Below are 16,580 nucleotides of genomic sequence, written 5' to 3' on the forward strand. Positions count from 1 at the left end.
TTTAAGGTAAAGCAGTGGTCTCAACGAATTTAATAACCATCATTCTGAACCAGCACACCTTTATTGGCAAGTTCCATCTGGTTGTTTGGGATTGGAAAATACTTGTAATTAGTTTTAGGTGCAAGTGTTATCACCTGAGGCTCTTTGGTGATAGGATTATAGCCCCATTCCACCCTGGATAGCACGGCCATAAACCGATCCTTTCTGACCAGATCAAACCACCGTTCGTTTTCCAGAACAAATTCCAGTTGTCTTTCCAAAAGCAGTTTGTCAGTAAAAGTTTCCGGTGTTGCAATATCTGCTGCTCTGTAGTTGAAGGTCGTGTTCTTGAATGCTCTCGCTCTAACCTTATTTAGTTCTATAAGGGCCAGTTCTGGTTGATTGAGGGCATATAATACTTCGGCTTTTAGCAGTAGGATATCCGCATAACGTAGCACCGGAATGTCCAGTCCGGATGAGTTGGGCGTATGCGGAATGGCAAATTTGCTTACGTAGGGATACCAGTTTTCAGGCGCGTCTGCCGGGCTCTTTGGCGATTTCCAATATTCGGTGACGGTGGCTGCTTTTCTGGTGTCTTCGGGTAGGAATTTTTTCATCAGACTCCATGAAGGGAATACATTTTCACCACCGCTTGCGGAAATTCCGGTGACACCGAAGTAGGGGAGGAAGTCTGTTGAAAGCGTGTTTCCATTGGTTCCGCCTATGTATTTCATTGCAAAGATTACTTCCTTGTTGTCTTCGGTAGCTTCTTTCCAAAGAGATGAAAAATCGGCCTGGAGATCAAATCCAAGGGTCGACATCATGTCCAGGTAAGTTTTGGCATTAACCCAGTCTTTCCGGTATACATATACTTTTCCCAGTAAACCGATGGCGGCGCTTTTACTTGCTCTACCACTTGCAATCTTGTCTTTGGCGGGCAAAAGATCCACGGCCGATTTCAGATCTTCAATAATCAGACTGTAAATTTCCTCTTCCGAGGCTCTTGGGGTTGCCTTTCCTTCGTCGACCGAAAGAAGTGTTGTGACCTTGGGGACGCCGCCAAACATCCGAACGAGATCAAAATAGAAAAGCGCTCTCATGAATCGGGCTTCTCCTGTCAATTGTTCCTTCTGACCAACCGCGTAGTCGATGGGGGTTTCAATGTTAGCCAAAACGGCATTAGCACGGAAAATTCCGTTGTAAGTTTCTGTCCAGAAGCTACTGAAAAGCGGGTTTACAGAGGAAAATGCGAGGGTATTCAATTCGTCCAGACCGCCAATATTAAAATAACCAGTTCTGTGGATATTATCTGTCGGCATTTCGAGAACAGCCCAGTCTCTGGTTTTCCGTGCCTGGTACCGGTTGTAAACACCTAACACGGCACCATTGATGTCCTGCGCTTTTTTATAAAAGTTCACCTCCGTCAGGGTTGATTCCGGTAATAGGTTCAATACCTGATCTTCACACGAATTCAGTGTGAGTAGCAGAAACAGCAATAGCGGACTTAGATAATTATATGTTTTCATGATGAGATCTTTTAAGCAGTTAAAAATTCAGATTAAGTCCCAGTGCGTATACCCTGTTGATGGGCTCCGCTCCATTATTGAAACCGGGGGTACTGTTGATACCATTGATTTCTCCGCCCGTAACGCCCTCGGGATTATAGCCGTGGAAGCTCTTCTTGGTAAACATTTTTGGGTTGGCCACCGACAGGTAAACCCGGAATGTGGACATACGCAGTTTTTGGGCAATGGAAGAAGGTAAAGTGTAGCCAAGGTTAATATTTCTTATGGCTAAAAAGGAAGCATCTTCCAGGTAAGAATCCGTATTGGAAACATATGCCAACTGGCTCAATGCGGTGGCCGGCGACATGCCATCACCTGGTTCCTGCTCCGACCACCACTGATTTTCGATCAGTGAACGGCGCATGGCACTTACCGTAGCCCCCTGATAATAGAGGTTTTCCAGATTATACATTTTGGCGCCCAGCGAAGCCTGCATGATTATACTCATGTCGAAATTTTTCCAGGAGAAGTCATTGACCATGCCCATGAAGATCTTTGGTTGGAAGTTACCCAGGATCTGCCTGTCGCTCGGGTCAATTTTTCCATCATTGTTGATGTCTTCGATTTTGGTATTGCCGGGCTTGGATCCGGTTATAGTTGCGGAGTTTTTCACATCTTCGGCATTCTGCAGGACACCGATCATCTTGTAGCCATAATAGGAAAACATCGGTTCTCCAACGCGAAGCAACCAGCCCATTCCACGCGTATGGGTGTAAATTACCTCGTTTACACCTCCCAGGCTAACCACTTCGTTTTTATTACGGGCCAGGTTAAAGGAAGTTTCCCACTTGAAGCCCCCGGTAAGGTTTTTTGTGTTGATTTCCAGTTCAATACCACTGTTTCTGATATCACCAATGTTGACCATCGTGTTGCTGAAACCGGTAATAGCAGGAATGGAAACATCATAAAGCAGATCATTGGTCTTTTTAATATAGTAGTCTACACCAATACGCAGCCGGTTTTTCAATATCCCCAGATCGACTCCAAAATTCTGGCTGGCGGTTCTTTCCCATTTCAATTGATCATTGCCAAACGAAGTCTGTGCCTGACCTTTGGTAAGCACTCCGCCGGGTGCATAGTACACATCGCTGATAGCTCCCAGGTAGCGGAAGTCGCCGATGTTGAAATTACCAACCACGCCATAACTTGCTCTCAGTTTCAACTCGTTGATCGCAGGAATGCCTTTCATGAAATCCTCTTCGGAAATTCTCCATGCCACCGAAGCGGACGGGAATGATCCCCAGCGGTTCTTTGGTCCGAAACGTGAACTTCCATCCGTACGAAAGGAGGCTGAAAGCAGATACTTATCTTTATAAGCGTAGTTGATCCGGCTGAAATAGGATGCCAGCCCCCATTGCGATTTGCTGGTGTAGGTAGCGGTAGGGGAGATGATGGCGTTATTAAGCGTCTGGATGATGTCATTGCTGAAGCTCCCTGGGAGTACACCCATAGCAGCTACCCTCGAATTTGCCTTTTGGTAGGAGGCCCCCAGCAAGGCATTAAAACTGTGTTTTTCGTCAAATACTTTTGAATAACTAAGCACATTTTCATTGAGCAGGTTGAAAAGGCGTGTATCCATCGATGAGCCTGCACTCTGATTATTGGACGTAGCATACGGAGCGGTATAGTTTTCCGCTGTGTTGTAAGTAATATTACCACCAACAGACGATCTCAGATTCAGGCCTTTGAGCAGGTCTAGGGAGAGGTATAGTTCGCCAACATTATTCAGCCCGGAGGCCGTGTTGGATGTACCTTCCAAAGTAGCGAGCGGACTTACCTGGCCTGATACCTGAGATCCCCAATAATCCAGTGGTCTTGGATAGATTCCGTTCGGGCGTTTGTCGGGAGATACAAAAGGGGCCGTTTTGACGATCGCCTCCATGGATACCGGCGAGACCCGACGGTTGTTGAAATTGGGGTTGATCATCACCCCGGCATTGATGAATTTGTTTATTTTGGCATCAATGTTGGCACGCAGGGAGTAGGTTTTGTACCAGGTGTTGAGGAGTGTCCCTTTCTCATCCCGCATGGTGCCCGAGATGTAGTAGTTCACTTTTTCATTGCCTCCCCTCACGGATAGATTGTAATTTTGGATACTGGTATTATTCAACAAAATATCTTCCCAGATGTAGTCACCCTGGCCAATGACCGGGTTAACCTGGAAATTGGTGGGACGGCGCGCGTCACCCCACAACGGAAGCGATGGGTCGCCACCCGGCCAGGCGTAGTCGCGGTTGATGTAGCGAGCGATGTAATCGTGATATTCCTGGCCGCTGATCCAGTCTTTGTGGCCCAGTGCCTGGCCTACGCCTACGTAGGTATTGAAATTGAGTTGAGGTTTTCCTTCTTTTCCTTTTTTGGTGGTAACGATGATCACCCCGCCCGATCCGCGCGAGCCATAAATGGCAGCTGAGGAAGCATCTTTCAATACCTCGATCGATTCCACATCATTCATGTTCACATTGGTAAGGTCTCCTCCGGGAAATCCGTCGATCACAACCAAAGGGTCATTGCTGGCAGTAATGGAACCAGCGCCCCGGATACGGATCACAGGCGCTGCACCTGGCGTGTTACGTGGTGTAGAGATGTTGACGCCTGCCAGCCTACCTACCAGTGCGGTCTCTGCCCGTCCTGCAGGAATCTGGTCGAGAATCTTGTTTTCCACCTTGGAGATTGCCGCGGTTACGGAGCTCTTCTTCATAGTACCATATCCCACCACAACCATTTCCTCCAGTGACTTGGTGTCTTCCTGCAACGTGACATCCAATTCGTTTTTGTTGCCTGGTACTAGCTCCTGAGGTACGTACCCGACAAAAGAAAAAATGAGCGTTGTGGATTCATTATTGGCAAACTCATCAGGTAGGGTGAGGGTGTACCGTCCGTTCGCATCAGAGGAGGTGCCTCTTTGGGTTCCTTTGACAATAATACTCACACCGGGCAGGCCATTGCCGCGATTGTCCGTTACACGGCCCTTTAATATTTTCTCCATAACCAGGGCTTTGGTTCTGTCTGCCGAAGTCCCACCTGATATGTTCACGTGTAATGCCCCTGGTCGGGAGACCGTACTCTCCGGGTTTTTGAGGGCGTCTTTTTCCAGTACCTTGGGTGCCGGGGTGTCGGGTTGATCGGGTAAAATAGCATATCCGCCCCCTTTCAACTTTTTGTAACGCAGATTGGCGCCAGGAAGTACTTTCTTCAAAACACTTTCCAGCCGTTCCTTCTCCTCAATGCTACCTTTCCAGGTTTTGTTTTCCAGAAGCGACCGTTCATAAATGAAATTTGTACTGTGTTTTTGTTCCAGTTTGCTGAGCAGAGCAATCAGGCTGTTTACTTCCTGCTGGATGGGTGCCCCTTTTTTTTCTGAATGGTTGAACGCAAGTAAGCCTTGCGCAGGCAGCGGTTGTAATCCGCCTGATAACAGTATCAGAAGCACGATACAGAATGGTAGAAATGGTTTTTTCATAATTTCTCAGGGAATAAGGTATGATCGTCAGTAACTAATCGTTAAATGGGACTGATCAAGGTTTTTCCCGGTTTTAATAGAAATACTTTAAAATTATTTTGTGTATCAGGTTAGATGCCATAGATACATGTATGATCGGTGGATTTATCGGAATAAATACCCGTCCTGGGTTTTGATTAATTCTGTCTGTAGAATGGTAGAAAGGTTTTCGAGAAAGTCGTCAGGATCTTTCACCAAAAGTTTCCCTGATAATTTTTTATGAAGCAGGGCGGGATCTTCAAACCGAAGTTGAATACCATAGGATTCCTGAATTACATTAACGATCTCCGATACGGGTTTGTCGTCCATTACCAGAAAGAATTGTTTCCAGGCGTCATAGTGGTTAGGGCTTACGCTACGGATCTGAACCTTTTCGTCACGTACGGTGGCCATCTCACCGGGCTTCATCACCAATGCCGGGCTTTGACCGGACACGAGTCGTACTTTGCCTGCTGCCAGAACTACCTGGGTTTGGCTGCGCCGGGTGTTTACATTGAATTCAGTTCCCAGAACCTCCACCTGAGTTTGCTGGGTATGTACCACGAATTTTGAATGATCTCGCTTTGCTATTTCAAAAAATGCTTCCCCATTCAGCCATACTTCGCGGACATCGGTTTTCCCCAGATCCTTGCTGACTTGTAATTCTGATTTGGCATTGAGAGTTACCCGGGATCCGTCGGCCAGGATGAGTTCAGTAATCTGCCCGAAATCAGTGTGATAGCTCGTTGGGGCTCGGTTTTGGATGATAAACCATGAACCCAAAAAAAGGCCGAAAACAACCGACGCTGCTGCAGCGTAACGCCATATTCCAAAGGTTTTAACACTTTGAGACGGTTCGTAGAGATCGTTCCAGATGCGTTCCCTTAATGCAGCCAGATCCGCCTCTGCTGGTTCTGTCTCCTTAAAACGCATCATTTTAATGAATTCCAATGCAAGTTGCACTTCATGCACTTTGTCCGGATGACTATCAGTAAAGGATCGCCAAAACCTTTCAGATTCCGGGTTTGGGGAGGTTGCCCACTGGATGAAGTAAGCATCCCTGCAAAAGTCCTCAGCAACAAAATTCGAATAGGTCATTGATCAGTAATCGTAGTTTAGCGTAAAAGGGATTTTCTCTCAATTTTCCCGGTTTGGAGCAAAGTATTAATCCTGAAAGCAGAGGCCTCAGTGAACATCTTCGCGCAGAAAGGCGGATTGGACATATTTCTTAAGTGATCCCAGCGCAATATTCACCGTATTGTAAACACTCTTCATAGAAATTTCCATGACTTCAGACGTTTCCTGATATGTGAGTCCTTTTAAATAAACAAGATATAGTATTTCTTTTTGTCTTTTGGGTAGCTTGTCCAGCTCGTTCAGCACCATTTCTTTCTGGCGGATGCGCAATTGGTCTTCTATTAATAGGGATTCAAAAGGCTGGACGGTAAATTCTGGAAGTTCAAGGATGTCTGCGGTGGCATCATATCTTTTCCGTTTGTCCAGCGCATCCAGTAATCTGTGACGAAGCGCACGGTACAGATAAAACCGGATGTTATCGGTAGCGCCCAGTTTACTCTTTTTGTGGTGCAGGTATAAAAACAGTTCATGCAAGCAATCCTCCACCATTTGTTTGTTTCGAACCAGGTTATAGCCATATCGGTAAAGATCAGCAGTGAAGATTTCATATATCCTGCTAAAGGCATCATGATCACCGTTACGGAAGCTATTCCATAAACTGATATGTTCCTCGCGGGTAAGAGAGATATTTGCCATAGTATGTACAAAAAACCTTCGCAGCCTTTGAAATCCCGGTTTACCTGTTGGTCTGGTTCAGTAACCGTAAGTATCTGGCGAATCGGGTACGTACCCGTAAATCTACATTTATATTTTTACATTTACCATATTGTAAAGCGAATGTTTTATGAGATTGCTTAATAGCAAAATTTTGTTTTGCCTCGGTTGGGAATATTGGAATCTCCTGGCAATCTTTTCCGCTTCCCGCATGATAAATTCTATGCTGGTGAATTATACCTGGAAAAAACGGTGGTACGATGAGTAAATTGATCCATAATATCTTATTATTGCGTTTAAATGTATACGTGTCGTCTACTCAAAAGTAAAACTTCTATGCTACGGCAGTTTGGACTATTATGCTTTGCACTTCTCCTCATTGGCTGTAAATCGGCCAAAGTTTCCGATAAAGGCTACACCTCCGATCGGATTGAAATACGGAAGGTGAAAGACAATGTTTACCAGCATATTACCTATCTTCAGACCGAAAGCTTTGGCAGAGTCCCATGTAATGGAATAATCTTTTTGAATAAAGGCGAAGCGGTTGTATTTGATACGCCTATCGACGATTCAACCTCGGCCGAGTTGATCGGATGGGTCAGGGATAGTTTGCGGGGTAAAGTGGTAGCTGTGGTCCCTACCCACTTTCATGAAGATTGTCTGGGTGGGCTTAATGCCTTTCACAGGCTTGGCATTCCCTCTTACGCCTCCAAAGGAACCATTGATTCGGCTCGTGCCAGAAAATATCCTGTCCCTGAGAAGGGTTTTGACGGTCTGCTTGAGCTCAAATTGGGTGGTAAGAAAGTGATTGTCGATTATAATGGAGAGGGGCATACCCGACACAATGTGATAGGTTATTTTCCCAGCGAAAAGGTAATGTTTGGCGGGTGCCTGATCAAAGAAATGAACGCTTCAAAAGGTTATCTGGGAGATGCAAACGTAAATGAATGGTCCGCAACGGTTAGCAAGATTAAGGCAAAGTATCCGGACACGCAGGTAGTGGTACCGGGTCATGGGAAATTAGGAGCTGTGGAGTTGCTCGACTATACGATTAAGTTGTTTGAGCCGAAAAAGTGATCTTTCAGTCTGGCTTAGCTGATGTCTGTTTACCAATAATTTCACAGGTAAGATGTAATCCAACACTCTTCGGAATGGTTTTGATACATAAAAAAAGCCCGACAGTCTGTATGTTGGGCTTTTTCAGTAACGATATGCTTTATTCACCTAGCGAATCCTGAATGAAATTACATCATCCTTCCCATTTCGGTTAGTAGCTGGAAAAACCGTTTCTGAGAAGGAACGTCGGTATATAGATATAGAAAACTTACGTCTCCAAAGGCTTTCATATAGACCATATCTCCTGAGACGTACTTGCTACATTCTTTTACCTCGGAAATGCTGAATTTGAAATGATTATCTCCATTTTTTACTTTAAGTGCGCCTGACACATCCCTTATCAGAGAGGAAATTAGATCGGGGGAAACATTGGGGTCATTGCTCTGACGAAAGAACCGAATGAATTTTTGATTTTTATCAGCACTGAACGACACGGTTGCAAGTCACTTCCAATGTGTCGCCTACAACTTTACCTGTGAGGGAATTTACAACAACCGGACTTATTTTTTTCATACTCGCGCCCAATGAGATTATACCTTTTTCGACACTATCTAGCTGTGTCTGGTTGAAATATTGTTTGTAAATACCAAATCCGTCCTTGGAATAAACCAGTGCAACAGTGCCTGTGGTTTTTAGTTTTGGTAATTCAAATTCTCCTTTATCATTGGCTGTAACGGTGACCATCGGGTCAGCGTTTTCTACCGAGACCTTTACACTTCCCTGTCCTGTCAACAAATTGTCTTCGTCATCAAAAAGCGAGATATGCCCTTTTAAAATCTCCGAAGTAGTAACTGGCTGCCTGGTCTCAATCTGGTCTTTTTTACAGCTGAATAGTAAGCCGCAAATCGCGGCGATAAGGTAAGTAGATGCTTTCATCGTACTGATTTTAGTGAGGAGTTAGAGTTGCTTATCGTTTTTTGTAACGGCTAAGTTGACTTAATATTATTTAAATGAATTTTAGTGAGGTTTTTACCTCGGATGGCACCAGTGCGAAAGGTTATCAATGGATGCCTGTGAGGCAACAAGCGTCGCAGAATGATGTATGAGGAATTACAGGGGTATCAATAAGGGTAAAGCCCGGGTTCTGGCGACTTCTGGATATTATCTCAGCGTGCATAAAACGGTCGGGTACAACCATGATGAACGTAGTTGCCGTGAATCACTTAATTTTTTCTTTATTCAAAATTAGCCAAAACATGAAAGTAATCCGCCTTTTTGCCTTAGTAAGCCTCATTGCCAGTTCCGTTTTTTTGGATTCGTGCTGCACCAAAGAGTATTGCATCGGTGCCGATGATATGGATCAGATCCAGTTTTACAATTTCACTGATAATGAACTTGATACGGTGGTTGTCAGACGGTTTAATAAAAATACAGGTTTTGCAAGGGCAATCGACAGTGCAATCTCTGTTACGCCTAATTTCTACAGCACGGCGGATTTTAAGGTTGTCAGGCTGGTCAATAAGCTTACGGTTGACTTTGACTATCAGATTGTAATGTCCGGTACCGGAATGGTTTTTGCCATATCCGATTTTGTGGTCACCCGAAAATCCTGTAACACAGGTTTTATGTGTAACGACTCATTTAATGCACTGGAAAGCTATAAGCTAAACGGGCAACCCGGCGGGAGTACGTCGCTGAGTATCCGCAAGTGAAAATGGTAAGTCCTGAGATTTTGTTCTAAACATTAGCGGGAACTGGTTTGTTTAATTTGAATCACCAAAGTGAACCTAAGGGAAAAGATCAAGTTCTGTGTTTAAAGTTAAACCGAAGGTGATATTCGGGAAAGTGGCAAAGTATTGTTTTTGCACCACCAAAAAATACGCAAGTTAACATAGGGGTGTAGGACTCAGATAGCAGAAAAAAGTTATTCTGACTTTCGTTGGTTGTTCTCTTCCGGGTTGGTCAGAAGAACAGATTTAAGTTTAACTTAGCAGCATGAACCCCGACCTGCCACTGATCCATACGGAAACCTATCGCGTACGAAACTACGAAGCCGACAGGACAGGTCATTTGTCTTTATATTCCCTTGCCAACTATCTTCAGGATGCCGCCGACCGGCACGCCGCCGAGCTGGGTGTGGGCGTGGCCGAGCTTATGTTGAGCGGATTTTCGTGGGTGCTACACCGCATGCATATACAGGTTCACCGCTGGCCCGAAATTCCCGAAACAATTACAGTCACCACCAATCCATCCGGGGAAGAGCGTGTATATGTGTATCGGGACTACCGGGTACTGGATGACTCCGGCAATCTACTGGTTTCGGCCTCGTCTTCCTGGCTTGTTTTTGACCTCAACGCACGAAAACTAACAGTGCCTTCTGTGGAATTAAAGCGCACTTTTGAGGCTTTTCATAAACTGATCGCCTTGCCACGGGCCAGCAAGAAATACCCAACTTTACCGGTACAATGGCGATACCAGACAACCGTTGCAGCACGGCATAACGAAATTGATCAGAATCGGCATGTGAACAACAGCGTGTATTTTCAATGGCTTCTGGAACCTTTGCCAGCCGTTTTTTTGATCGAAAACCTTTGCAATAGTGTAGACATTACCTTTAAGTCCGAATGTATGCCTGGTGAACTTGTTCTGTCTTGCTGTGAGCCGTTGAGCGACAACCTCCTGATACATCGTTTAAGCAATGAACGTGGAGAGGCTATTGTGATTGCAGTAAGTGAATGGGTGGCAGCAATGTGACCGGGCCTCCGGGCGGATGTGTGAGATGTGACCGGGTCGCCGGGCGGATGTGAGATGTGACCGGGCGGAAGTAAAACCTTTTAATCCAAGCTCGTACCAATCGTTATATCTCCCCGAATGGAAGTACGTCCCTGTTGTGACCGGTATAGTATATTAACTTTTCTTTAAATATTAGTTGGCTTTGTGATTCATCCGTCCTGATCAATAGAAAGTCCTAATTTTGCGAAAGGTTGATCATTCGCTTTTTTTATCCAGAGTATTTTTTAGGTTTCGGTGTGACGTATGAATGGTGATTTTACATTTAAAATAATTTTTTATGCCAGATATATCATTCCTGAGGTTATTCTTTGTGCTGCTATTGATCGTTGGAAATGTTGGAGAGGCCAATGCCCAGATGAATGTGCTGAGGCTCAGATCGGCTAAAGACCTGCATGCGTTTTTTAGGTATACCGGCAACGATATCATGCTCATAGCCGGCCATCGGGGTGGTATGGTGAAAGGGTTTCCCGAGAATTCAATTGCCACTTTTGAAAACACGCTGAAGCATACACCCGCTTTTTTTGAAATAGACCCCAGGCTGACCAAAGACAGTGTGATAGTGCTCATGCACGATGCTACGCTGGATCGCACCACAACGGGTACAGGTAAATTGGCAGATTATACTTTTGAGGAATTGAAACAAATCAGATTGAAAGACGCTGATGGGCAGGTGACTGCGTACAGTATTCCCACCCTCGCAGAAGTAATTGAGTGGGCCAGGGGAAAAACCATTCTCAATCTGGACCATAAAGATGTTCCGCTCGCCATGACTGCAGCCCTGATCCGCAAACACAAGGCAGATGCCTTTGTCATGTTGACCGTGCATAATCCTGCTGAGGCGCGCTTCTATCTGAATGAGAACCAGGATCGGATGTTTTCGACTTTTATTAAAACAAAAAAGGAATTTGAAGATTACGAAAAAGCAGGAATCCCATTCTCGCAGCTTATCGCCTACATTGGTCCAAAGGTCAAAGCGGACAATCAGGAATTGTATGCCTTAATAAACAAAAAGGGTGCGATGTGTATGATCTCAGCTGCATCGTCCTATGACAAGCTACCAAGTCCAGCAGGCCGACAGGCCGCCTATAAGTCCATCGTTCAGGACGGGGCTTCTATTCTTGAAACGGACTATCCGATTGAAGCGGCGGAAGCGATCAGGGATCTGATCAAAAGGAGTAGTCCGAAGAAGAAGTTTTTTGGCAAATTGTAATTACACGTAGTAAGCCAGTCCAATATTGATGAATTGTTGTGGCTGGCCACTTGGTTCAGGGTTAGCCCGGTAATTGTAATTCACGACTCTTCCTATTGCCAAGCCACCACATATGACTCTTCAATCGGTCGACAATAAACAATTAAACGCATCATCCCACATCTCACTTCCGCAGGCACATCTCACATCGGCAAGGCGGCCTCTTGTCACATTTCACACCTTCTTCAAAAACGCAACCAGACACTTCGTAAAAGCTTGTGGCTGTTCGGCGTGGATCCAGTGGCCTGCGTTGGCAATGGTTTCCAGTTCTGCGTTTGGAAATATTTTCCGGATGTCCTCCCAGTCGTCGTCCTGAATGTAATCGGACTTTTCTCCTCTGATAAATAAGGTGGGATTATTGATCGGTGCATGATACTGGGTCGCGACGCCCACCTTGGGCATACTGGATGTAAGCACGGGAAGGTTGAACCGCCATCCGAAACCACCCTCATCTTTTCTATATAAATTTTTTAGCAGAAACTGTCGAACGGGCGGTATGGGTTCATATTGTGCCAGCACTTCATCTGCCTCATTCCTGCTGCTTATCTCATCGATGGGTATGGCGTTAAGGCCCTTGAGGATATTGGTATGGTTAATGGGGTAGGCCTTTGGGCCAATGTCCACAACAACCAGCTTGTTGAAGGTGCCGGGGTAATCTGCCGCATATTGCATCACCGTTTTTCCGCCCATCGAATGTCCGAGCAGGTGGGGGTTCTTCAGGTTTTGTTGTTCCAAAAATTCCCTCAGATCCGCTGAAAAAGTAGGGTAGTCCATCGGCTCCTGATGGGGTGACCTTCCATGATTCCTTTGATCTACCAGATAAAGGATATAGCCTTGGTCTGCAATGGATTTGCTTATCGTTAACCAATTGTCCAGAAACCCAAAAACGCCGTGCAAAACAACAAGCGGTTGACCGGAGTCACCGATTTTTTTAAAATTTAAAATCATTATTTATCTGGTGTAAATTTTTTCTGAAAACGCAATTACGTGCTGGCTGTTAACGGTGCCTTTGCATGGTTTGAACTACTTCATTGTCATTATTGCAAAGTAAGGCAGGATAATCGGTAACGGGAAAAATAATCGTGGGATAAAATTAACAAAAAGATAATGTGCTAAATGTGTTATTATTAATTTAGTAAAATGCATTATTCCAACAAATCAGGCAGTTATAAAGAGTAGTATAGTATTTTAGTAGGATTGTGACCGTTGGATAAGAACTTAAAAAGATTTTATTTTACGGTAAAATCAATCCAAAGGCTGGATGACCCGACTAATTTTATTAATCAAATCAACAAATTTTATGACTGGAAAAAGTCTACTTTTTCGGGCAGCGATTACTTCGTTGTTCGTTTTTTCTTTGTCGTTTGTGGGCGGAGATGTGTTGGCTCAGGTGACATCGTCCACCATCAGTGGCCAAGTTACAGACACCAAGGGTGAGGAGTTGCCAGGCGCTTCTGTTGTGGCTGTTCACATTCCATCGGGTACGAAATATGGTACTACAACTAATGAAACCGGCCGGTACAATTTTCCGGTAGTACGCATCGGAGGCCCCTATTCGATTACCGTTTCATTTGTTGGGTTTAATCCACAAACGAAGTCTGACATATCAGCTGATCTTGGATCTACTTCTGTGGTAAGTTTCAAGTTAACCGATGAAGGTACGCAGCTTAGCGAAGTCGTAGTGAGTTCGGGGCGTGGGGGAGTATTTGACTCGGAAAAAACCGGCGCAGCTACAAATATCAACGCCCGGCAGTTGACTACATTGCCGACAATCAGCCGTAGTTTGACCGATTTTACGAGGTTGACACCACAAGCTAACGGAACAAGCTTCGGAGGTAGAGATGGTCGTCTGAATAGTGTTCGTGTCGATGGTGCTGTGTTGAATAATGGTTTTGGATTGAGCAGTGATCTCTTGCCAGGTGGCGACGCACAGCCCATTTCTCTGGACGCCATTCAGGAAGTACAGGTAAATATTGCTCCTTATGACGTTCGGCAAACGGGGTTTACCGGTGCTGGTGTAAATGCAGTTACAAGGAGTGGTACCAATGAACTGACCGGATCCGTTTACGGTTTTTACCGCGACCAGAGCTTCAATGGTACAAAAGTAGACGGTCTTGATCTGCCAAAGGCTGCTAAGTCATCCAACCAGATTTACGGAGCTCGTCTTGGCGGAGCTATTATCAAAAATAAGCTTTTCTTCTTTGGTAATTTCGAGCACGAAAAATATGTTTATCCTGGAAATATCTGGGTGGCAAACCGCGGGCAAAGCGGCAGTAACGTAGCCCGTACAACCGCAGCAGACCTCGATGCAGTCAGTTCACTTTTGAAAAGCAAATACGGATACGATCCGGGAGCTTACGAAAACTACGCCAACGAATATACCAACGAAAGCACCAAGTTTTTGGCTCGCCTGGACTGGAACATTAATGATAAGAACAAGTTTACTGTTCGGTACAATCAGGTTGTGGGTACAAGTGATCAGGCTACTAATTCGGCGTCAGGTCCTAATCCAAGATCCGGAACAAACCGTATCAGCAGTGAATCCATCGCCTTTGAAAATGCAAACTATGCGCAAAGAAACGTTGTAAGATCTTTGACAGCAGAGTTAAACAGCAGTTTGACATCTAAACTGTCAAACCAGTTTCTCGCCACTTATTCTTACGTAGAGTCCTTGCGGTCAACTCCCGGCTCACTTTTCCCTTTTGTTGATATCTGGGAAGGTGGGAAGAACTACATGAGTTTTGGAACGGAGCTTTTTTCATACAATAACGGTATGAAAAACAATAACTATACATTCTTGAACAACATCACTTATCTCTCCGGGAAGCATACGATTACGGCAGGGGCAAGTTTCGAGATCATGCAGTTCCTGAACAGTTATACACGTCTTGGCACTTCATACTACCGCTTCAACTCGGTTCAGGACTTCCTAACGGCAAAGGCACCGAGCGTTTTTGGTATAACCTACCCGTTGCAGAACGACACATGGGCCGAAGTTAAGTTCGGTATGGCCGGTATTTATCTTCAGGACAAATATGCTGTGAGCGATAAGCTGAATGTTACCCTTGGACTGCGTGCTGACCTTCCAATTTTCCTGGATGATCCGTTACACAATCCTGCCATTGATAATCTTAAACTATTGGATAAGGATGGTAAGGAAACATCTTTTTCTACCAAAACCTGGCCTAAGTCAAAACCTTTGTTCTCGCCTCGTTTAGGTGTCAATTATGATGTTTTTGGTGATCGTTCATTACAGCTTCGTGGTGGAACAGGTATTTTTACAGGTTTAATCCCATTCGTATATTTTACCAATCAGCCATCTAACTCTGGTGTCCTTCAGAACACGTATGAACCTGTAAATGCGGCTACTTTAGCTAAAATTACCGGTCTGAATGCGGATCCGATGTACTGGGTGAAGCAATTGCCTGAACAATTCCCGCAGCAAGCCGGAGCTTCTGCTCCTGGAACTGTTGCGCTAATCGACAAGGAATTTAAAATGCCTCAGGTTTGGAGGTCAAATATTGGCGCGGACTACAAAATTCCTGGTACTCCTTTAATTGCAAGTTTTGATTACATCTACACAAAGGATATCAATGCAACTTATCAGTTCAATGCCAACCGGAAACCTGCTGCGGGTAAAATGAATTACGCCGGAGACAATCGTGACTTCTGGAATGGGGCCGCAAATGCTACCTACAACACAGCAACCGGTGCTGTTGTGCCCGTTCTAAGCAACACGAAGAAAGGCGAATCAATGGCTTTTTCTGCAGGTTTGACCCTTCCAGCGCGAAAAGGATTTTACGGATCGTTGTTCTATAACTATACGAGTGCTAAAGATATCAGTGGTAACCCTGGTTCTGCTGCAAACTCGGCTTGGTCTAACAACTATTCCATCAATGATCCTAACGAGCAATTGCTCGGACAATCACAGTATGGTATTCCTCACCGTCTGGTTGGAAATGTTTCTTACAGAATTGAGTATGCGAATCACCTGGCAACCACAGTTTCGTTATTTTATCAGGGACAAAATGCAGGTCGTTTCTCTTATACAACCAACGGCGATTTAAACAGAGATGGTGTTAGCTTAGACCTTCTTTATATTCCCAACAGTGGTTCTGAGTTGAACTTCGCTAATATTGAATTGAAAAATTCTTCTGGTGCAGTTACGTTTGCCGCTTCAGCCGAGGAACAGCGTGCAGCTTTCGACAGGCTTGTTAATAGTACCCCAGAGTTGAAAGCAGCCAAAGGTGGTTATATTGACCGTAACGCTGGTTTGCTTCCATGGTTGAATCGTTTTGACTTCAAACTGGTTCAGGATATATTCACCAACATTGGCAAGAAACGTAATTCGCTTCAGATCAGTCTGGATATCATGAACGTGGGGAATCTTATTAACTCTGCGTGGGGTGTGAGACAAGAATTGGATGCAGGGTCACAGTTTAATTATGCCTTGCTTGACGTTTCAGCAGTGAGTGCGACTGGTGTTCCAACCTTCAAAATGCCGACTGTTACAAAAGATGGTGTGACCAAGTTGCCGACAACACCTTACAGGAACGCGTTCAATACCGCGAATACCTGGAATATGCAGTTAGGCCTGCGTTATAGTTTCTAACAACTAATGACTTACGAAAAAAGGCGATTTGGGACATTCACCCGAATCGCCTTT

At 44.9% G+C, this 16,580-nt stretch carries 12 protein-coding genes; 5 read left to right on the top strand and 7 right to left on the bottom strand.

Annotated elements, in window-relative coordinates:
* Positions 1–29: 29 nt before the first annotated feature.
* From DYADSP32_RS00265 to DYADSP32_RS00280, 4 genes are all read right to left on the bottom strand, one after another.
* Positions 30–1,505: a RagB/SusD family nutrient uptake outer membrane protein gene (locus DYADSP32_RS00265; protein WP_149244574.1), complete on the bottom strand. Its 1,476-nt coding sequence runs from the start codon at positions 1,503–1,505 to the stop codon at positions 30–32.
* Positions 1,506–1,524: 19 nt separating this feature from the next.
* Entirely contained in the window at positions 1,525–5,007 is a 3,483-nt protein-coding gene (locus tag DYADSP32_RS00270) for a SusC/RagA family TonB-linked outer membrane protein (protein ID WP_149244573.1), read from the bottom strand.
* A gap of 144 nt (positions 5,008–5,151) precedes the next feature.
* Complete coding sequence (locus tag DYADSP32_RS00275; protein ID WP_414617389.1) at positions 5,152–6,123, bottom strand: FecR family protein; 972 nt, start codon at positions 6,121–6,123, stop codon at positions 5,152–5,154.
* An 87-nt stretch (positions 6,124–6,210) separates the two neighbouring features.
* Entirely contained in the window at positions 6,211–6,798 is a 588-nt protein-coding gene (locus tag DYADSP32_RS00280) for a sigma-70 family RNA polymerase sigma factor (RefSeq protein ID WP_149244572.1), read from the bottom strand.
* Positions 6,799–7,152: 354 nt separating this feature from the next.
* Here DYADSP32_RS00280 and bla point away from each other — a divergent pair, with 354 nt between their 5' ends.
* Positions 7,153–7,893: a subclass B1 metallo-beta-lactamase gene (bla, locus tag DYADSP32_RS00285; RefSeq protein WP_149244571.1), complete on the top strand. Its 741-nt coding sequence runs from the start codon at positions 7,153–7,155 to the stop codon at positions 7,891–7,893.
* Between the two features lie 167 nt (positions 7,894–8,060).
* On the opposite strand, the gene DYADSP32_RS00290 is transcribed toward bla, so the two are convergent.
* The gene (locus DYADSP32_RS00290; protein WP_149244570.1) at positions 8,061–8,366 is read right to left on the bottom strand and encodes a hypothetical protein; all 306 of its coding nucleotides are present in this window, start codon (positions 8,364–8,366) and stop codon (positions 8,061–8,063) included.
* Positions 8,350–8,808: a hypothetical protein gene (locus DYADSP32_RS00295; RefSeq protein ID WP_149244569.1), complete on the bottom strand. Its 459-nt coding sequence runs from the start codon at positions 8,806–8,808 to the stop codon at positions 8,350–8,352. The genes DYADSP32_RS00290 and DYADSP32_RS00295 overlap by 17 nt, the downstream gene beginning before the upstream one ends.
* A gap of 320 nt (positions 8,809–9,128) precedes the next feature.
* Between DYADSP32_RS00295 and DYADSP32_RS00300 the strand changes: the two genes are divergently transcribed.
* The 3 genes from DYADSP32_RS00300 (at position 9,129) to DYADSP32_RS00310 (ending at position 11,875) form a co-directional block, all read left to right on the top strand.
* The gene (locus DYADSP32_RS00300) at positions 9,129–9,584 is read left to right on the top strand and encodes a hypothetical protein (protein ID WP_149244568.1); all 456 of its coding nucleotides are present in this window, start codon (positions 9,129–9,131) and stop codon (positions 9,582–9,584) included.
* 283 nt (positions 9,585–9,867) lie between these two features.
* Positions 9,868–10,626, top strand: coding sequence for an acyl-ACP thioesterase domain-containing protein (locus tag DYADSP32_RS00305; RefSeq protein ID WP_149244567.1), 759 nt, complete (start codon positions 9,868–9,870; stop codon positions 10,624–10,626).
* A gap of 316 nt (positions 10,627–10,942) precedes the next feature.
* Positions 10,943–11,875 carry a glycerophosphodiester phosphodiesterase family protein gene (locus DYADSP32_RS00310; protein ID WP_149244566.1) on the top strand — a complete coding sequence of 311 codons (933 nt, stop codon included), beginning with the start codon at positions 10,943–10,945 and terminating at the stop codon, positions 11,873–11,875.
* A 213-nt stretch (positions 11,876–12,088) separates the two neighbouring features.
* On the opposite strand, the gene DYADSP32_RS00315 is transcribed toward DYADSP32_RS00310, so the two are convergent.
* A complete protein-coding gene (locus DYADSP32_RS00315; RefSeq protein WP_149244565.1) occupies positions 12,089–12,862 on the bottom strand; it encodes an alpha/beta fold hydrolase in 774 nt (257 codons plus the stop codon).
* Between the two features lie 352 nt (positions 12,863–13,214).
* Between DYADSP32_RS00315 and DYADSP32_RS00320 the strand changes: the two genes are divergently transcribed.
* Positions 13,215–16,526, top strand: coding sequence for a TonB-dependent receptor (locus tag DYADSP32_RS00320; protein ID WP_149244564.1), 3,312 nt, complete (start codon positions 13,215–13,217; stop codon positions 16,524–16,526).
* Positions 16,527–16,580: the final 54 nt, after the last annotated feature.

Origin of the sequence: Dyadobacter sp. 32, from assembly GCF_902506755.1 — a bacterium.
In the GTDB taxonomy this organism is placed as follows: domain Bacteria; phylum Bacteroidota; class Bacteroidia; order Cytophagales; family Spirosomataceae; genus Dyadobacter.

What these genes read in the sequence shown, in the direction of transcription:
- DYADSP32_RS00265 (WP_149244574.1), bottom strand. Translation starts at nt 1,505, where the DNA reads ATGAAAACATATAATTATCTAAGTCCGCTATTGCTGTTTCTGCTACTC.
- DYADSP32_RS00270 (WP_149244573.1), bottom strand. Translation starts at nt 5,007, where the DNA reads ATGAAAAAACCATTTCTACCATTCTGTATCGTGCTTCTGATACTGTTA.
- DYADSP32_RS00275 (WP_414617389.1), bottom strand. Translation starts at nt 6,123, where the DNA reads ATGACCTATTCGAATTTTGTTGCTGAGGACTTTTGCAGGGATGCTTAC.
- DYADSP32_RS00280 (WP_149244572.1), bottom strand. Translation starts at nt 6,798, where the DNA reads ATGGCAAATATCTCTCTTACCCGCGAGGAACATATCAGTTTATGGAAT.
- bla (WP_149244571.1), top strand. Translation starts at nt 7,153, where the DNA reads ATGCTACGGCAGTTTGGACTATTATGCTTTGCACTTCTCCTCATTGGC.
- DYADSP32_RS00295 (WP_149244569.1), bottom strand. Translation starts at nt 8,808, where the DNA reads ATGAAAGCATCTACTTACCTTATCGCCGCGATTTGCGGCTTACTATTC.
- DYADSP32_RS00300 (WP_149244568.1), top strand. Translation starts at nt 9,129, where the DNA reads ATGAAAGTAATCCGCCTTTTTGCCTTAGTAAGCCTCATTGCCAGTTCC.
- DYADSP32_RS00305 (WP_149244567.1), top strand. Translation starts at nt 9,868, where the DNA reads ATGAACCCCGACCTGCCACTGATCCATACGGAAACCTATCGCGTACGA.
- DYADSP32_RS00310 (WP_149244566.1), top strand. Translation starts at nt 10,943, where the DNA reads ATGCCAGATATATCATTCCTGAGGTTATTCTTTGTGCTGCTATTGATC.
- DYADSP32_RS00315 (WP_149244565.1), bottom strand. Translation starts at nt 12,862, where the DNA reads ATGATTTTAAATTTTAAAAAAATCGGTGACTCCGGTCAACCGCTTGTT.
- DYADSP32_RS00320 (WP_149244564.1), top strand. Translation starts at nt 13,215, where the DNA reads ATGACTGGAAAAAGTCTACTTTTTCGGGCAGCGATTACTTCGTTGTTC.